The organism is Fusibacter ferrireducens (assembly GCF_015352425.1).
In the GTDB taxonomy this organism is placed as follows: domain Bacteria; phylum Bacillota; class Clostridia; order Peptostreptococcales; family Acidaminobacteraceae; genus Fusibacter_A; species Fusibacter_A ferrireducens.
The window spans coordinates 191,555-206,596 of the sequence record NZ_JADKNH010000009.1 but is presented as its reverse complement, the minus strand read 5'-3'; the positions used below and the strand labels follow the sequence as shown (position 1 = coordinate 206,596).

General features: G+C 38.4%; 12 protein-coding genes. 11 read left to right on the top strand and 1 reads right to left on the bottom strand.

Annotated elements, in window-relative coordinates; all coding sequences use genetic code 11:
* Positions 1-212 precede the first annotated feature (212 nt).
* The 3 genes from ISU02_RS15615 to ISU02_RS15605 all read left to right on the top strand — a co-directional run bounded on the left by ISU02_RS15615 (position 213) and on the right by ISU02_RS15605 (position 4,313).
* Positions 213-1,085 carry a LysR family transcriptional regulator gene (locus tag ISU02_RS15615; RefSeq protein ID WP_194702768.1) on the top strand — a complete coding sequence of 291 codons (873 nt, stop codon included), beginning with the start codon at positions 213-215 and terminating at the stop codon, positions 1,083-1,085.
* A gap of 425 nt (positions 1,086-1,510) precedes the next feature.
* Positions 1,511-2,917, top strand: a complete 1,407-nt coding sequence (locus tag ISU02_RS15610) for an amidohydrolase (RefSeq protein ID WP_194702767.1) — start codon at positions 1,511-1,513, stop codon at positions 2,915-2,917.
* 136 nt (positions 2,918-3,053) lie between these two features.
* Entirely contained in the window at positions 3,054-4,313 is a 1,260-nt protein-coding gene (locus tag ISU02_RS15605) for an MFS transporter (RefSeq protein ID WP_194702766.1), read from the top strand.
* A 266-nt stretch (positions 4,314-4,579) separates the two neighbouring features.
* Here ISU02_RS15605 and ISU02_RS15600 read toward each other — a convergent pair whose 3' ends face one another.
* Complete coding sequence (locus ISU02_RS15600; protein ID WP_194702765.1) at positions 4,580-5,689, bottom strand: M20/M25/M40 family metallo-hydrolase; 1,110 nt, start codon at positions 5,687-5,689, stop codon at positions 4,580-4,582.
* Between the two features lie 363 nt (positions 5,690-6,052).
* Between ISU02_RS15600 and murA the strand changes: the two genes are divergently transcribed.
* From murA to ISU02_RS15560, 8 genes are all read left to right on the top strand, one after another.
* A complete protein-coding gene (gene murA / locus ISU02_RS15595) occupies positions 6,053-7,324 on the top strand; it encodes a UDP-N-acetylglucosamine 1-carboxyvinyltransferase (RefSeq protein WP_194702764.1) in 1,272 nt (423 codons plus the stop codon).
* A 169-nt stretch (positions 7,325-7,493) separates the two neighbouring features.
* Entirely contained in the window at positions 7,494-8,525 is a 1,032-nt protein-coding gene (gene mreB, locus ISU02_RS15590) for a rod shape-determining protein (RefSeq protein WP_194702763.1), read from the top strand.
* Positions 8,526-8,725: 200 nt separating this feature from the next.
* Positions 8,726-9,637 carry a quinolinate synthase NadA gene (gene nadA / locus ISU02_RS15585; protein WP_194702762.1) on the top strand — a complete coding sequence of 304 codons (912 nt, stop codon included), beginning with the start codon at positions 8,726-8,728 and terminating at the stop codon, positions 9,635-9,637.
* Positions 9,603-11,141: an L-aspartate oxidase gene (nadB, locus tag ISU02_RS15580; RefSeq protein WP_194702761.1), complete on the top strand. Its 1,539-nt coding sequence runs from the start codon at positions 9,603-9,605 to the stop codon at positions 11,139-11,141. The genes nadA and nadB overlap by 35 nt, the downstream gene beginning before the upstream one ends.
* Positions 11,128-11,961: a carboxylating nicotinate-nucleotide diphosphorylase gene (nadC, locus tag ISU02_RS15575; protein ID WP_194702760.1), complete on the top strand. Its 834-nt coding sequence runs from the start codon at positions 11,128-11,130 to the stop codon at positions 11,959-11,961. Before nadB ends, nadC begins: the two co-directional genes overlap by 14 nt.
* 508 nt (positions 11,962-12,469) lie before the next feature.
* Entirely contained in the window at positions 12,470-13,546 is a 1,077-nt protein-coding gene (locus ISU02_RS24370; RefSeq protein WP_194702759.1) for a flagellar basal body rod C-terminal domain-containing protein, read from the top strand.
* Positions 13,547-13,589: 43 nt separating this feature from the next.
* Positions 13,590-14,384, top strand: coding sequence for a flagellar basal-body rod protein FlgG (gene flgG / locus ISU02_RS15565; protein WP_194702758.1), 795 nt, complete (start codon positions 13,590-13,592; stop codon positions 14,382-14,384).
* Positions 14,385-14,449: 65 nt separating this feature from the next.
* Positions 14,450-14,890 carry a rod-binding protein gene (locus ISU02_RS15560; protein WP_194702757.1) on the top strand — a complete coding sequence of 147 codons (441 nt, stop codon included), beginning with the start codon at positions 14,450-14,452 and terminating at the stop codon, positions 14,888-14,890.
* Positions 14,891-15,042 lie beyond the last annotated feature (152 nt).

Here is a 15,042-nt window from a genome sequence, read left to right as displayed (position 1 = left end):
TTGCAAATCTGAGAAATTAGATGAGCAACAGCCCCTTTGAATGTTTTTAAATGGGCTCAAAGGCATTCTACAAGGGGGGTTCTATGAGAGATTCTTTCTTAAAACTTTGATTGTTGCTGTGTTTATCGTTACTTCCCTTTACCAAACTGAAGTAATGATTTATGATAATAGCATATAGAGGACGGCACTTTAGATTTAAAGGAGTGTGAAAAATGTATTTGATTCAATTAAAATATTTCCTTACGGTTGCAAGATGCGAGCATATGACACATGCGGCTGAAGAACTTCATATTGCGCAACCCTCTTTAAGCAAAGTGATTTCCAAATTGGAAGATGAATTAGGCGTGCCTTTGTTTGAACGTGTGGGGCGGCAGATTAAGCTGAACCACTTTGGTAGGGCATTCCTATACCGGGTAGAAAGAATTTTTTCAGAACTTGAAAATGGTAAACTTGAATTGGCAGAAATGTTGAAAAATGAAAGTTTGAATATTACAATTGCAGCCAATAATATCGGTTCGTTTTCTAAGATCCTCGAAGGTTATTTGAAAATTTCTCCTAACACCGTCTTTAAACAGACGATGGGGCCAACTGAAAAAATGAAAAAACAGCTTCAAGATGGAGCAGTTGATTTTTGCATAACCTCTCCACCGATTGAAGACGATTTTATAGAGTGCATTCCACTTACAGTGGAAGAAATTTTTTTAGTTGTCTCAAAAAAGCATAAGTTTGCAACTTATAAGGCAATTAATTTGATTGAAGCAGCACATGAGCCCTTTATATGCTTAAAAGAAGGATTCGGCATACGAGATTTGACTGAAAAGCTTTGTCGCCAAGCTGGATTTAACCCCATTATAGTTTTTGAGACCGACATCGCGACCAATCTAATAGAGATGGTCAATTCTAACATGGGCGTTGCTTTGCTTCCGAGACTCCAATGGAATGGTGTTCAACCAGATTTATCGGTTTCGATTCCCATAAAGGTACCCGTATGTAGTAGAGTAATTGCACTGTCTTTCATCAAGGATCACTATTTAAGTAGCAATTCGATACGGTTTAAAGAATATTTAATTGACTTTTTAAAATAAGAGAATAGATAAATGACTCTATTCATTTAATAGAAACAACATTTGAACTATCTTTCGATGTCTCAAAACGATTTTCGTTGACGCTGTTTGAGGTTGAACATGTCTCTTCACAGCTTTCGGCTCAAATCTTGTTGCTTTAATCAAAGCTTTCAATATAAATTATTGAAAGCTTTATTTTTTTTTGAATGTGATCTGGTCTGACGGGAAAAACAGAATGATAGCCCAAAGACTATCAATACATGCAAAAACATATATTGGTTATTGCAGACAATCAATATTATCATTAAAACAATTAAGGCACTTGACTTATGAGACAAAAGGAGAGCCTAAAAATGTGATAAAGAGGGGGGCGAGATACAGAAAGACATTAATTGTGGCTCATTGTCACCTTAATAAACTAAATTTATTATGTGAGGAGAGTATTTATGATTAAGAAAAAAGTTTGGGACTGTATTGATCAAAACAGTGATATGTTAAAAAAAATGGCACGTGATATTTGGGAAAATCCAGAGGTCTCATTGGAGGAAGAGTATGCTTCAAAATTACAAGCTAAAGTATTGGAAGAGGCTGGACTAAAGGTTGTACTGGGGCTAAAAGATTTACCAACTGCTCTTATTGCAGAGTATGGAGAAGGGAAACCTATTATAGGTATTTTGGGTGAGTACGATGCACTTGAAAGTTTATCTCAGGACTCTGTGCCGGAAAGAAAAGTAAGAGTGCAGGGTGGTCATGGTCATGGATGTGGTCACAATTTATTGGGAACCGGTGGTGTAGGAGCAGCTATAGCTATTAAAGAGGCAATAGAACGCGGAGAACTTCAAGGCACAATTCGATATTACGGATGTCCTGCGGAAGAAGAGCTTATTGGCAAGCTATTTATGTTAAGAGATGGTTATTTTGATCATTGTGATGCACTGTTGTATTGGCATCCATCATCTAATAATATGCCGTGGAGGGTGCCTTGCCTAGCGGCAACTTCTGTTGTGTTTAGCTTTAAAGGACTTACAGCCCATGCGCCTCAAGCTCACATTGGACGCAGTGCACTGGATGCAGTCGAATTGATGAATGTCGGTGCAAATTACTTGCGCGAGCATCTTCCACGCGAAGTTATGTTTCATTATTCTATTTTGGGAAATGGCATTGCACCAAATACGGTGCCAGATCGATGCCAGTCTTGGTACATGATGAGAGCACCTAAACGAGTGCAACTAGATGAAGCATTTCCGCGTCTTGTGGATGTGGCAAAGGGAGCGGCTATGATGACTGGAACGACACTTGAGAGTGTTGAAGTTTTAGGTGGCGGCAATGAAGTCATTGTAAATCAGACGATTGCTGATTTATTTGTAAAGAATATGAATGAGTTGGGAGGTCCATCATTTACTGAGGCAGATTATAAGTTCGCAAAAGAATTGACAGATCAATTTACACCAGAGCAGAAACTCAGGGGAGCAAAGGCATTCCAAATTCCAGCAGAGTACCATGATCAGATTTTGTTGGATGCAGTTGTACCCAAGACAGATGCTGATGTATTCCCAGTTTCTGGAGATGCCGATCTCAGTTGGGTATTTCCATTTGGAGCTGTGTATTGTGCAACTTGGCCAATAGGTGTATTTACACATACTTGGCAGGCGACAGCTTGTACGGGTTCAGATATAGGGTTTCATGGCATGTTATTTGCCTCGAAAACACTAGCGGGTGCATGTTGTGAATTGATGACAGATGAAAATCTCATGAATAAGGTCAAAGATGAATTTAAGGAAACTTCAAAGAATTTGGAATATAAAATCAATATTGGTGCGGATGCAGTGCCTAAAAAGGTAAAACTCACGTAAATTCGATCTCAAAACAATTTTATATTGCGATGGGAAAAAACTGTAGAAGTTAATACTGTCAAGATATGAATGTAAATTTGTTTTAAATAAACGGCCCAATAAATCACCAAATTCAAATGGAAAGGACGCTAAAAATATGATCAATAAATCAAACTCTATTGAAAATGCTGTCGAAAATAAAAGTAGATATATGATATTAACTTTATTATTTTTAGGATGGTGTGTTGGAAATTTAAATAGATTTTCAATTAACTATGCCATATTGGAAATTGGTAAAGATTTTGATTTAAGTGCGTCAACACAAGGCTTCATAATGAGTAGTTTTTTTCTTGGATATGCACTTATGCAGATTCCAGGGGGGTGGCTGGCAGATCGATATGGCCCTAAAAAAGTTTTAATCAGTAGCATACTCGTTTGGTCTATCTTTGCCTCTCTTTCGGGAGTAGCATGGTCTGCATCTGTTTTAATCTTGTTTCGTTTTTTACTAGGACTTAGCTTGGGGGCATTTTACCCAACTGCTTTGAAAACAATTGCACAAGTTTTTCCGAGAAATGAGCAAGGCAAAGCAATTTCAATACTATTGGTTTCAGGGGTTATCATTGCAGTTGTCAGTTCGATCTTCTTTGCATGGATTATAGGCATAATGGGATGGCAAGTGTTGTTTCACATGATAGCGGCATTGGGTGTAGTGATTGCAGTCTTTTATTTGATGATATTAAAATTGCCGGAGAGGACTCAAAATAAAATCGATGATCATTTTATAAATGAGCCTCAAAGCTTAGCATTTAGACAAATTCTTAAAGTCCCTTTTGTATGGAGTATGTGTGTGGTGGGGTTTTGCGTAAGTCTTATCACATGGGGCATAAATTCATGGGTGCCAACCTACTTAGTACAGGTTCGTCATTTAAGTCTGATGACCGCAGGGAAATGGCAGATGATGCCAGCAGTACTTGGATTGCTTGCCATGCTTGCAAGTGGTATAATTGCAGACAAACTGAAAACGAATACAGTGAAGCAACTGGCGATGGTCATGTCTATTTTGACTGCATTTTCTGTCTTTATGATGTATAGAGTATCTTCTTTAACGCTGTTTTTCATTTTTGAAGGGATAACGATTGCATGTGTAACTGCTATATTTGTAATTATAAACAGTCTGATTATGAAACAGTTTTCATCAGAGGTTACGGGCTCGGTTGTTGGTCTCGTTAATTTTGGATCTCAAGCAGGTAGTTTCACGGCACCTTTTATCATAGGCATTATAGTAGATGCCAATAAAGGTTCTTTTGATATGATATTTTTGTTTTTAACTGTAATAGCAGTGATCTCTATTATTGCATTTCTAACTATTTTTTCTAAAAGAAGTTTGCGATCAAATGTGACTTGCATATTTTTTTAAATCGTATACTTATTTGAAAGTGGCACATACGAGATAGACAGGAAAAATATTTTGCCATGGTGTTGTAGACGATGACCGGGTAGAGGATAAAGATAGAATGCCCACATAAAAGAAAAATATCAAGAAGTAAACAGATCTGATGGCAGCCAAAAAAATAAAGATTTCTCAAACAATTGCGTTTGTTAAAACGCTTTTCATTGAGAAATCTTTTTTTGAGGCAATCTGGGTCTATTAAAAAAAGCTTCAAGACTATTCTAACTTGTTGTCTAAGAAAGTCTGATGATTTCCAATACGAGTTCAGAAGCCTTGACAAGATCATTGATGTGGATGTGCTCATCCAGTGTATGTGGTTTTCGCGCGCCAATGCCTAAGTTGATAGCTTTGATCCCATTTGTATTGAAGACATTGGTATCGCTGCCCCCGCCTGAGGATGCAGTAGAAGGTTTAATGCCAACGCTTGTACAAGCCATTTCAACTTTTTTGACAATTTCATCGTGAGCATCGATTTTAAAGGCATCATACATACGGTTAATTTGAACTTCAGCTTTTGCACCAAATTGATCCGCAGCACTTTCAAAGCAAGCTTTCATATGATTCGATTGTGCTTTTAATTTATCATTGTCTAAAGAGCGCGCTTCAGCTAGAATTTGAACTTCTGGCGTAACGATATTGGTGGCACTGCCGCCTTGAATACTGCCAATGTTAGCTGTTGTTTCAGAGTCTATTCTCAGAAGCTTCATCTGATTTATAGCGTTAGCAGCGACCATTATAGCACTTATGCCCTCTTCAGGACATACACCAGCGTGAGCGGGTTTGCCTTTAATCGTAACATGAATTTTGTCTTGTGCAGGACCTTGAATGATAATTTGTCCAGGATCACCGCTGCTGTCGAAGATGAAAGCCTGTTGTGACTTAAACTGTTTAAAGTCCAGGTTCTTAGCGCCATAGAGTCCGCCTTCTTCAAAAATGCTGAAAGAGATTTCAACTGGGCCATGTGGCAAATTATTTTCTTTTATGACAGCAAGTGCTTCTAAGATCGCAGCAATACCAGCTTTGTCATCTGCACCTAGAATAGTGGTGCCATCACTGTAGATGGTATCTTCTTTAATGAGTGGCTTGATATCAACACCTGGCGAGACTGTATCCATGTGACAACTCAATAAAATAGGCTCTCCCTCACGTGTTCCTTCCAGATTGGCGATAATATTCCCTGTATCACTGCCTACTTTTTCACCTGCGTGATCAATGGCAACTTCAAGACCTAGTTTTTCAAGCTCGACTTTGATAAATTTTGCAAAAGCCCCCTCATTTTTGGTGGGACTTGAAATTTGAACGTATTTCATAAATGCTTCAACAAGACGTATTCGATTAATCATAATGCCTCCCTTGTAAAATGTAGTTTTATGTTTGTCATTAATATTTTTATACTGTCATTATACTAAAAAATAGGTGTTTTGACCTCAAATTTTACTAGGCATTGAATAAGTATAGGGTTTGAGTTGGACATACAGGCAATAAATCTTCGTGTGTCATAATTGTAATATTTGATGAAATTGTGTAAAAAAAACCCTTTGAGAGCAAAAAAATAAAAAAAAAAAAAATTAATGTAGAATGATACACTGTTTTTATATATAATAGTAAATGTGTATAAGAGTTTTAACAGGTTTACAAGATTGAGTTGAAATATGCGTAAATACTTTATATAAAATATATTTTTGGTAGTGATCAGGAGGATACAATTGGCAAAATTATTAGTTGAAAAGAGTGGGCCTTTAGTAGGAACAGTTAAAATTAACGGTGCAAAAAACTCTGTTCTTAAACTTATGGCAGCATCTTTGCTAGCAGAAGAGGCTTGTGTAATAGAAAGTGTTCCAGATTTATTAGATGTTGAAGTTATGATTACGTTGCTTGAGTCATTGGGGCAAGTGGTCAATTATGATAAAACCGAAGAAACGCTTGAAATCAGACCGAGTGAAACATTGAACTGTGAGGCGCCATATGAGCTGCTTCAAAAGATGAGGGCGTCGTTTCTAGTGATGGGACCTCTACTTGCTAAGAAAGGTATTGCCAAAGTGTCCATGCCGGGAGGGTGTGCCATTGGTGCGAGACCAATTGATCTTCATTTAAAGGGTTTTCAAGCGCTGGGTGCTGAGGTGACTTTAGGGCATGGTTATATTGAAGCCAAAGCTGAAAATGGATTGGTTGGTTCAGAAGTTTACCTTGACTTCCCAAGTGTTGGGGCTACTGAGAATATAATGATGGCTGCCACAATGGCAAAGGGTCAAACTTTGATTCAGAATGCTGCAAAGGAGCCTGAGATTATTGATTTGGCCAATTTTTTAAACGAAATGGGCGCCAATGTAAAAGGTGCTGGAACAGATACGATTAGAATCAACGGTGTAACTGCACTTAAGGGATCTAAACATCAAACCATGCCAGACCGTATTATCACAGCAACTTATATGGTTGCAGCTGCAATGACGAACGGAGACGTTACAATTGAAAATGTGGTTTCAAGTCATGTTAAGCCGATTACGGCCAAACTTAGAGAAATGGGTGTGACTGTGGAAGATGATGACGATCGGATCAGAGTAATGTCCACAGGTGGATTAAAGGCCGTGGATATTACGACTTTGCCGTATCCGGGTTTCCCAACAGATGTTCAAGCACCATTTATGGCGCTTTTATCGATCTCTGAGGGTACAAGTGTGATTACAGAGACAGTCTTTGAAAATCGTTTTAGACATGTTGCTGAAATCAACAGAATGGGTGCGAATGTCAAGATTGAAGGCCATAGTGCGGTTATACAAGGTGTGAAAGACATTCAAGGTGCACAAGTAAAGGCGACTGATCTAAGAGCGGGTGCTGCGCTTGTTTTAGCGGGACTTATAGCAGAAGGCGTCACAGAAGTTGATGATATCTATCACATTGACAGAGGATATCCTCAGATCGAAAAAGATTTGGTAAGCCTTGGTGCGAAAATAAGACGAATTGAAGAAAACGAGAAGTAAAATCGACGATTCTATGAGGCACATGTGTTTTCGTACTGCTTAGAGGTGGGCGTATTCAACCTCAGACAGCTTCAGCGGAAATGAGATTGAGACATCTAGGGATGTTCAGAATATTGCTTTGTAGAGCGTTGAATTGTCAATATAGAATGATGCGGAAGGTGGATAATTCATGTTTGGAATCGGCGCTGAAATTGGAATAGATTTAGGAACGGCCAGCGTGTTGGTATATATTAAAGGCAAGGGAATCGTTCTAAGAGAACCTTCAGTAGTTGCCATTGATAAAAATACGGATCGGGTACTGGCAGTCGGCAACGAAGCACGAAAAATGTTAGGACGTACACCAGGAAATATCATTGCCATTAGGCCTCTGAAAGATGGGGTTATTTCTGATTATGATGTGACTGAAAGAATGCTCCGATATTTTATCAATAAGACATGTGGAAAAAGAAGATTATTTAAACCTAAAATCATTGTTTGTGTTCCAAGTGGCGTCACTGAGGTTGAAAAGAGAGCCGTTCTTGATGCAACCACTGAAGCCGGAGGTGGAAAGACCTTTTTAATTGAAGAGCCAATTGCAGCTGCCATTGGGGCAGGCCTTGATATTACAAAACCAGATGGCAATATGGTCATTGACATTGGAGGCGGCACAGCTGATATTGCAGTTATTTCACTCGATGGCATTGTCGTGAGCAATTCTATTAAAGTCGCAGGCGATAAATTCGATGAGTCGATTATAAGATATATGAGAAAAAGACATAATCTTTTAATTGGAGAAAGAACCGCTGAAGAGCTTAAAATCAATATCGGCACAGCGTATCCAAGAACAAAAATGGTTAAGATGGATTGTCGAGGTCGTGATTTGATCACAGGTTTACCTAAGAATATTAGCATTTCAAGCGATGAAATGTTAGAGGCGTTAAGTGAATCCGTAAATTCAATTTGCGATGCGGTGCACGCCGTGCTCGAAAAAACACCACCAGAGCTCGCTTCAGATATCAGTTCTAGAGGCATTGTTATGACGGGTGGCGGTTCGCTTTTATTTGGATTAAATAAGCAGCTCGAAAAGAGAACGGGCATCCCTACCTACATAGCAGATGATGCAGTGAGTTGTGTCGCAAAAGGCACGGGAATGAGTCTTGAATATCTTCATATTCTGGAGAAAAACATGATGACCACCTCTTCGCGCAAACGCTATCTATAGGGCAGTGGATATAAATTGAATAATGAATCTTAAAGAGGATTTCATAGCACTTTTGGAATAATAAGGTGCCCGTTGGAATCCTTTTATATTGGGCATAAGATTGAAGTATTTGGCGTAAAACTTGAAGTCCTCCAAATTTTATGGTATATTACTGGTGAATAAGTGACAAGACACATGTAATGTCATAAAAGGAGTATCCCATGAACACAATGTTAGTTGAAAAGATCAAGACGCTCAAAATAGAAAAAAAGGCCATGATATTGGCACATCATTATCAAATGGAAGAGATCAAAGCAGTTGCAGATTATGTTGGAGATTCACTTGAACTTGCGAAGATTGCATCAGATTGTGAAGCGGAGACACTTATACTTTGCGGGGTGTATTTTATGGCAGAAACAGCAAAAATACTATCTCCGCATAAAAAAGTTATACTACCTAACTTTAAAGCGGGTTGTCCTATGGCAGAGATGGTTACGGCAGAACTTTTAAAAGCAGAAAAACAAAAGTATCCAAATGCTCAGGTGGTCTGTTATGTCAATTCATCTGCTGAAGTAAAGGCAGAAAGTGATATCTGTTGTACTTCCTCAAATGCAGTTAAGATCGTGAAAAGTTTGAAGTCCAAACAAGTCATCTTTGTACCGGATCAAAATTTGGGACATTATACGTCTAAGTTTGTGCCAGAAAAAGAAGTTATTTTATGGAAGGGTTTTTGTCCAACACATCATAGAATGGATATGAAAGATATTAAATCAGTCAGACAGCATTATCCAGAAGCTGAGATTTTAGTGCACCCAGAATGTAGGCCTGAAATTGTCGATCAAGCGGACTTTGTGGGTTCAACGTCACAAATTATCAGTTATGCTCAAAAATCTACGGCTAAGGTACTTGTCATTGGCACTGAAGAAGGGGTTATGGCAACTTTAAAGCATAATAGTCCTGAAAAGGAATTTGTCCTTTTAAATTCCCATTTTGTCTGTCCCAATATGAAGAAGACAAAACTTGAAGACATACTAAGAGTATTAGAAATGGGTGGCAATGAAGTGCTTCTTGACCCTAATGTGAGTAAAAGAGCTTATCATGCGATTCAAAAGATGCTTGAAGCATCGAAATGAAGGTGATGGATTGGAAACATATGAAACTGATGTTGTCATTATTGGTGCAGGTATAGCAGGACTATACACAGCACTCATGTTACCTAAAACGATGCGCATATGGATCGTTTCAAAGGCAGATGCTCGAGAAACAAATAGCTATTTGGCACAAGGTGGGATTGCAGCTGCCATGATCAAAGCATATGATTCTCCTATAATGCATTATGAAGACACGCTAAAAAGCGGGCATTATACAAATAACCCCTTAAGTGTCAAAATTTTGGTGGAAGAAGCTGAAACGAACATACACCAACTTGAAGCATTTGGGGTTCATTTTGATCAAGATATAAAAGGACAGTATCTCATGGGTATGGAAGGTGCACATCGTGTGGCTCGAATACTTAGAATTGGTGACCATACGGGTAAATCTGTGATGGAAGTTCTTATTGAGCGTGTGAAAGCTGCACAGAATATCCATTGGGTAGATGCCTTTTTTGGCACAGCATTGCTGGTAGCTGAAAAAAAATGCTTTGGCGTTCAGGGCAATTTAAACCGACAATGCATGCGCATTTTTTCAAAATGGACAGTATTGGCAACCGGCGGCATTGGGCATTTGTACAGCTACACAAGCAATGCTATGGGAATTGACGGCAGCGGTATAGCCATGGCCATGAGGGCAGGTGCTCAAACGGCGCATATAAACTTAACCCAATTTCATCCGACGGTCTTTTACACCCCCAATTTAGAGGGACGTCAATTTTTGATATCCGAGGCGGTGAGAGGCGAAGGCGCCATTTTAAGAAATCAGTCTGGTGAACGCTTTATGATGAAATATGATGAGCGCATGGAACTCGCACCGAGAGACGTTGTATCAGCTGCTATTGAAAGCGAAATGGCCTTACAAAGTGAGCCGTTTGTATATTTGGACGTGACTCATTTGTCAAAGTCATTTTTAATGAATCGTTTTCCAGTGATTTATGAATTTTGCAGTACACAAGGCATTTCGATGGAAAAAGATTGGATTCCAGTTGCACCAAGGTTGCATTATTTTATGGGAGGCATAAAGACAGACCTTGTGGGAAAAACATCTTTGGATGCCTTGTTTGCAGTGGGTGAATGTGCACATACAGGTGTTCATGGGATGAATAGGCTTGCCAGTAATTCGCTTTTAGAGGCAGTTGTATTTGGCAGACGCATTGCAAAGGCCATTGAAATAATGGATACTGATAACGAAAGCCAAGTTGAGAGGGCTTTAAGTGAAACCATTGAAATTCCAGAATTTGACTTGAGTCAGGCGGTTTTACAGGGCTGGATGGATACTTATATGGGGATCAATCGTGATCCTGTAAAGTTAAAAAAATGCTATAATCAAATCTGTGAACTTATACAAAGACCAAGAGAGACTCATAGAGTAGATAGTGAGGCGATAAGCATTGAAACGATGAGCATTTACAATGCCTTAATTATGATGAAAGCAATGGTTTATGATGCTTTAAAGGAGTTTGATCACAATGATAAAATATAAAATAGACGAGATTATAAAGCAGGCTCTTGTTGAAGATATGAATTATGGAGACATTACTTCAGAGACGCTTTTATCCGGTCGTGAAGAAAGTATTGCAGATCTCATTGTAAAAGATGCAGGGGTCATTTCAGGCATTGATATCTTTGAGTATACATTTAAAAGTGTTGATGAAACTTGTGCAATAGAATGGCATGTTTCAAATGGAGATGAAGTCGTAAAAGGGCAGAGAGTCGGTACAATTCGTGGTGCTTCTATTCACATATTAAGAGCAGAGCGTACGGCTTTAAATCTAATTCAAAGAATGTCTGGCATTGCCACTTTAACGCATCAATATGTTGACGCTGTAAAACCTTATGATGTTAGAATTGTGGATACGCGCAAGACTGTACCGGGATTGCGCGTGCTTGACAAAATGGCGGTTAGATGTGGTGGCGGTTACAATCATCGTTTTAATTTATCAGATGCAGTGATGATTAAGGACAATCATATTAGAGCAGTGGGCAGTATTCAAGAAGCTGTGAAAAGGGCAAAAGCGGGTATCCCTCATACGACTAAAATTGAAGTTGAAGTTGAAAGCTTGGCAGAACTGGAAGAGGCGCTAGATGCAGGTGCAGATATTATCATGCTTGACAATATGAGTCTTGAAAACATGAGTGCCGCCGTCAAAATAACGGCTAAAAGAGCAGTTTTAGAAGCATCTGGAAATGTGACTTTGGACTGCGTACGGGCAATTGCAGAAACCGGTGTCGATGTAATTTCTGTAGGGGCTTTGACACATTCTGTAAAGGCATTGGATTTAAGTTTGAGATTTAGGAAGTAGAAACGTAATGCCACGACAGAACATGAAAAATAGAATATGAAAAATAAAATATGAAGAATAGAATATGAAAAGGACAATAACCAAATTGTAAGGAAGCTTTGTTTGGTCTATTGTCCTTTAAATTATAAATTGAAAATGATTAGATATAGAAATCCTCCAATATAGTAGTTTGAAATGCTCAAATAATAGGTCAGAGATTTCAAAAAAAGTGGAATGTTCAAGTCAAACCTGATCATTCCAAAATGAGGAAATTGAAATTAATAAAGGGTATGGTATTTTAACCACCTTTAATATAACATTTTTGAAGAAGGCATACAATAAAGAAAATATAAAAAAAGCCTAAAACCTATAGAAATAGCTTATAGTTAAGCCTTCAACAATTAGCTGACTGACATATATTATAGAGATCATAGTGCTCAATGAAGTTTCTATAAATATAAGGACAAAGACTAAAGTTTTATGATGGGAGTGCCGATACTCTAAATGTAAAAGAGCTGGAGGTATTGTTGTGGTAAAAGGATTATATGTTGCAGGCACTGGATTGATGACAAATGTACATAGAATAGATGTCATTAGTAATAACCTTGCGAATGTGAATACAACGGGTTATAAAAAAGATCGATTGGAGGTAGAAACCTTTAACAATCGATTATTTACTAGAATTAACGGGTCAAGTTTGCCTTATAAGTCAGGTGCTGCCAAAGTCGTCTCTGAATATAGAAATGGCGAATACACCGCTCAGGTAGAAAACGGTTTCTTTAGAGTGAACACAGAAAATGGTATAGATTATAGCACGTCAGTAAAGTTTTTTAAAGATCGTGATGGTTATATAAGAACGCTATATAAAAATGTGGGTGGTTCCATCGATCCACTACAGGGAGACTATGTACTCGGAAAGAATGGCCCTATCTATGTAGGCGATAACGCGTTTGAGGTCGATGATGCTGGCAATATTACATCTGGTGGCGCAACGATAGACAATATTGTGATCTATGGTGCACCCACTGTGATAGGGACCATGAGTGCAGGCATTAAGGGCTACTCGGTTATGACTGATTTTGAGCAAGGACAGCTTGAGATGACCAGCCGTAAACTGGACTTGGCACTCAGAGGCACTGGCTATTTTAATTTAAGCACTGAGAATGGCATGATGCTCTCGAGAGATGGTTCGTTTACAATAAACAACATTGGAGAATTGATCGCTTATGATGGCAGTCGGGTTCAAGGCTTGGACGGCTCCATTTTGATCACAAGTGAAAATTTTTCAATAAATGAATTTGGCGAAGTGATCCAAGACGGTGAAATCACAGATAAAATTAAAATAACGGACTACTCCAATGTTGCTGACCTTGAAAAAGTTGGCGGATCTTACTTTAGAGAGAAACCCGAAGATGAAATGACGGGAAACAGAGTAGAGTTCACAGGTGAAATTATACAAGGATTTCTTGAAGGGTCCAATACAAATGCCATTTCTGAAATGATTCGATTAATTGAGATGAATCGCAACTATGAATCAAGTCAAAAAGTGGTGACGACAATTGATGATATGATTGGCAAAGCTGTCAATAATATTGCAGCTGTATAAAGTTTATCGGCTGTATAGAGTTTATTAAAGGAGGCAATTTGATATGAAAGCCATGTGGTCTGCTGCATCTGGGATGAAAAACTTACAACTTAAGATAGATACAATTTCAAATAATTTGGCCAATGTCAACACAACTGGATTTAAAGGCCAGAGAATTGAATTTAAGGATATCATGTACGAAAGAATGACGCAAAGTGATCGTATTGATGGAGAAGGGCGGCCTGTTCCAATTGAAATTGGACATGGCGTAATGACTGCGGCGACTTTAAGAAGTTTTAAAGGCGGCAGTCTTCAACAAACTGAAAGAGATCTAGACTTTGCCATTGATGGCAAACATTTTTTTAAAGTGATTGATCAAAATGGCAATGAGAGATTTACGAAAGATGGTAATTTTAAAATTGCAACAACAGCGGATGGCGCCAAACTTGTAACCTCTGAAGGATACTTTGTGCAGGGCACAGAGGGTGATGTTGTACTGGGTGAAAATATATCAGAGTTTAAAGTCAGTGCAACTGGCAATATGCAAGTCAAGCGAAACGGCGAAGATGTATATGAAGATTTAGGCGATTTCATCCTTGCAAAATTTATAAATCCATCTGGTCTTGAAAGCATTGGTAAAAATTTATACAAGGCCACAGATGCTTCTGGTCTTGCCATTGAGGGCCTAGAAGAGGGAGACACAACTGAAGTCAAGCAAGCTTTTTTGGAAAGCAGCAATGTTGAAGTCGTTGATGAGATGATTAACTTGATTACGGCAGAGAGAGCATACGAAATGAACTCTAAATCGATTCAGACAGCAGATAGAATGCTTGAAATCGCCAATGGATTGAAACGATAGAGTGCGCGGATCAATTCGCATAGATCATTGAGTGACTTGAATGCCTTATAAAAAGGGGTAAGGATATGAAAATTGATAATATGGGCCTGAGCAGTGTTTATCAAGCTCAAATGACAGATCAAAGCAACGCTGTTGATACAGATGCCTTTAAGAAAAAACTTGAAGAAGCCACAAAGAGCAAGGATGAAACTGAAATTAGAGAGGCTGCTGAACAATTTGAATCCTTTTTTATAAATATGCTTTTTAAAGAGATGCGCAAGACCGTTCAAGAGGGTGGCTTAATTGAAAAAAGCAATGCCAGAGCAAATTTTGAAAGCATGCTTGATGAGGAGATGTCCAAGAAGATCACCGAAGCGGGTGGCATCGGCTTGACGGATATGATGGTCAAGAATTTTATGCATCAATATGAAATGACTGCAACAACGGATATGAAAGAAGATTCCGATCAAACGGATCAAACTGAAGAGCAACAAGAAAAAAGCGTATCTGTGGACTTAAAGGGATAGAGAAAAGTGAATTAAGAGGTTAATTGCAATTTGTGATCCACATATTAATTTATATGAGTATCATAAATTTGGATTAAGCTCTTATTTTAGTGGTATAAATAGGTCAAAATATATAGATAAAACTTTAAGATAAATTATGCAAAATGAGGTGT

Excerpts from the sequence above, each read along its gene's own strand:
- nadC (WP_194702760.1), top strand. The coding sequence starts at position 11,128 with ATGATAAAATATAAAATAGACGAGATTATAAAGCAGGCTCTTGTTGAA.
- flgG (WP_194702758.1), top strand. The coding sequence starts at position 13,590 with ATGAAAGCCATGTGGTCTGCTGCATCTGGGATGAAAAACTTACAACTT.
- ISU02_RS15605 (WP_194702766.1), top strand. The coding sequence starts at position 3,054 with ATGATCAATAAATCAAACTCTATTGAAAATGCTGTCGAAAATAAAAGT.
- ISU02_RS15615 (WP_194702768.1), top strand. The coding sequence starts at position 213 with ATGTATTTGATTCAATTAAAATATTTCCTTACGGTTGCAAGATGCGAG.
- mreB (WP_194702763.1), top strand. The coding sequence starts at position 7,494 with ATGTTTGGAATCGGCGCTGAAATTGGAATAGATTTAGGAACGGCCAGC.
- ISU02_RS15560 (WP_194702757.1), top strand. The coding sequence starts at position 14,450 with ATGAAAATTGATAATATGGGCCTGAGCAGTGTTTATCAAGCTCAAATG.
- ISU02_RS15600 (WP_194702765.1), bottom strand. The coding sequence starts at position 5,689 with ATGATTAATCGAATACGTCTTGTTGAAGCATTTATGAAATACGTTCAA.
- nadA (WP_194702762.1), top strand. The coding sequence starts at position 8,726 with ATGAACACAATGTTAGTTGAAAAGATCAAGACGCTCAAAATAGAAAAA.
- nadB (WP_194702761.1), top strand. The coding sequence starts at position 9,603 with ATGCGATTCAAAAGATGCTTGAAGCATCGAAATGAAGGTGATGGATTG.
- ISU02_RS15610 (WP_194702767.1), top strand. The coding sequence starts at position 1,511 with ATGATTAAGAAAAAAGTTTGGGACTGTATTGATCAAAACAGTGATATG.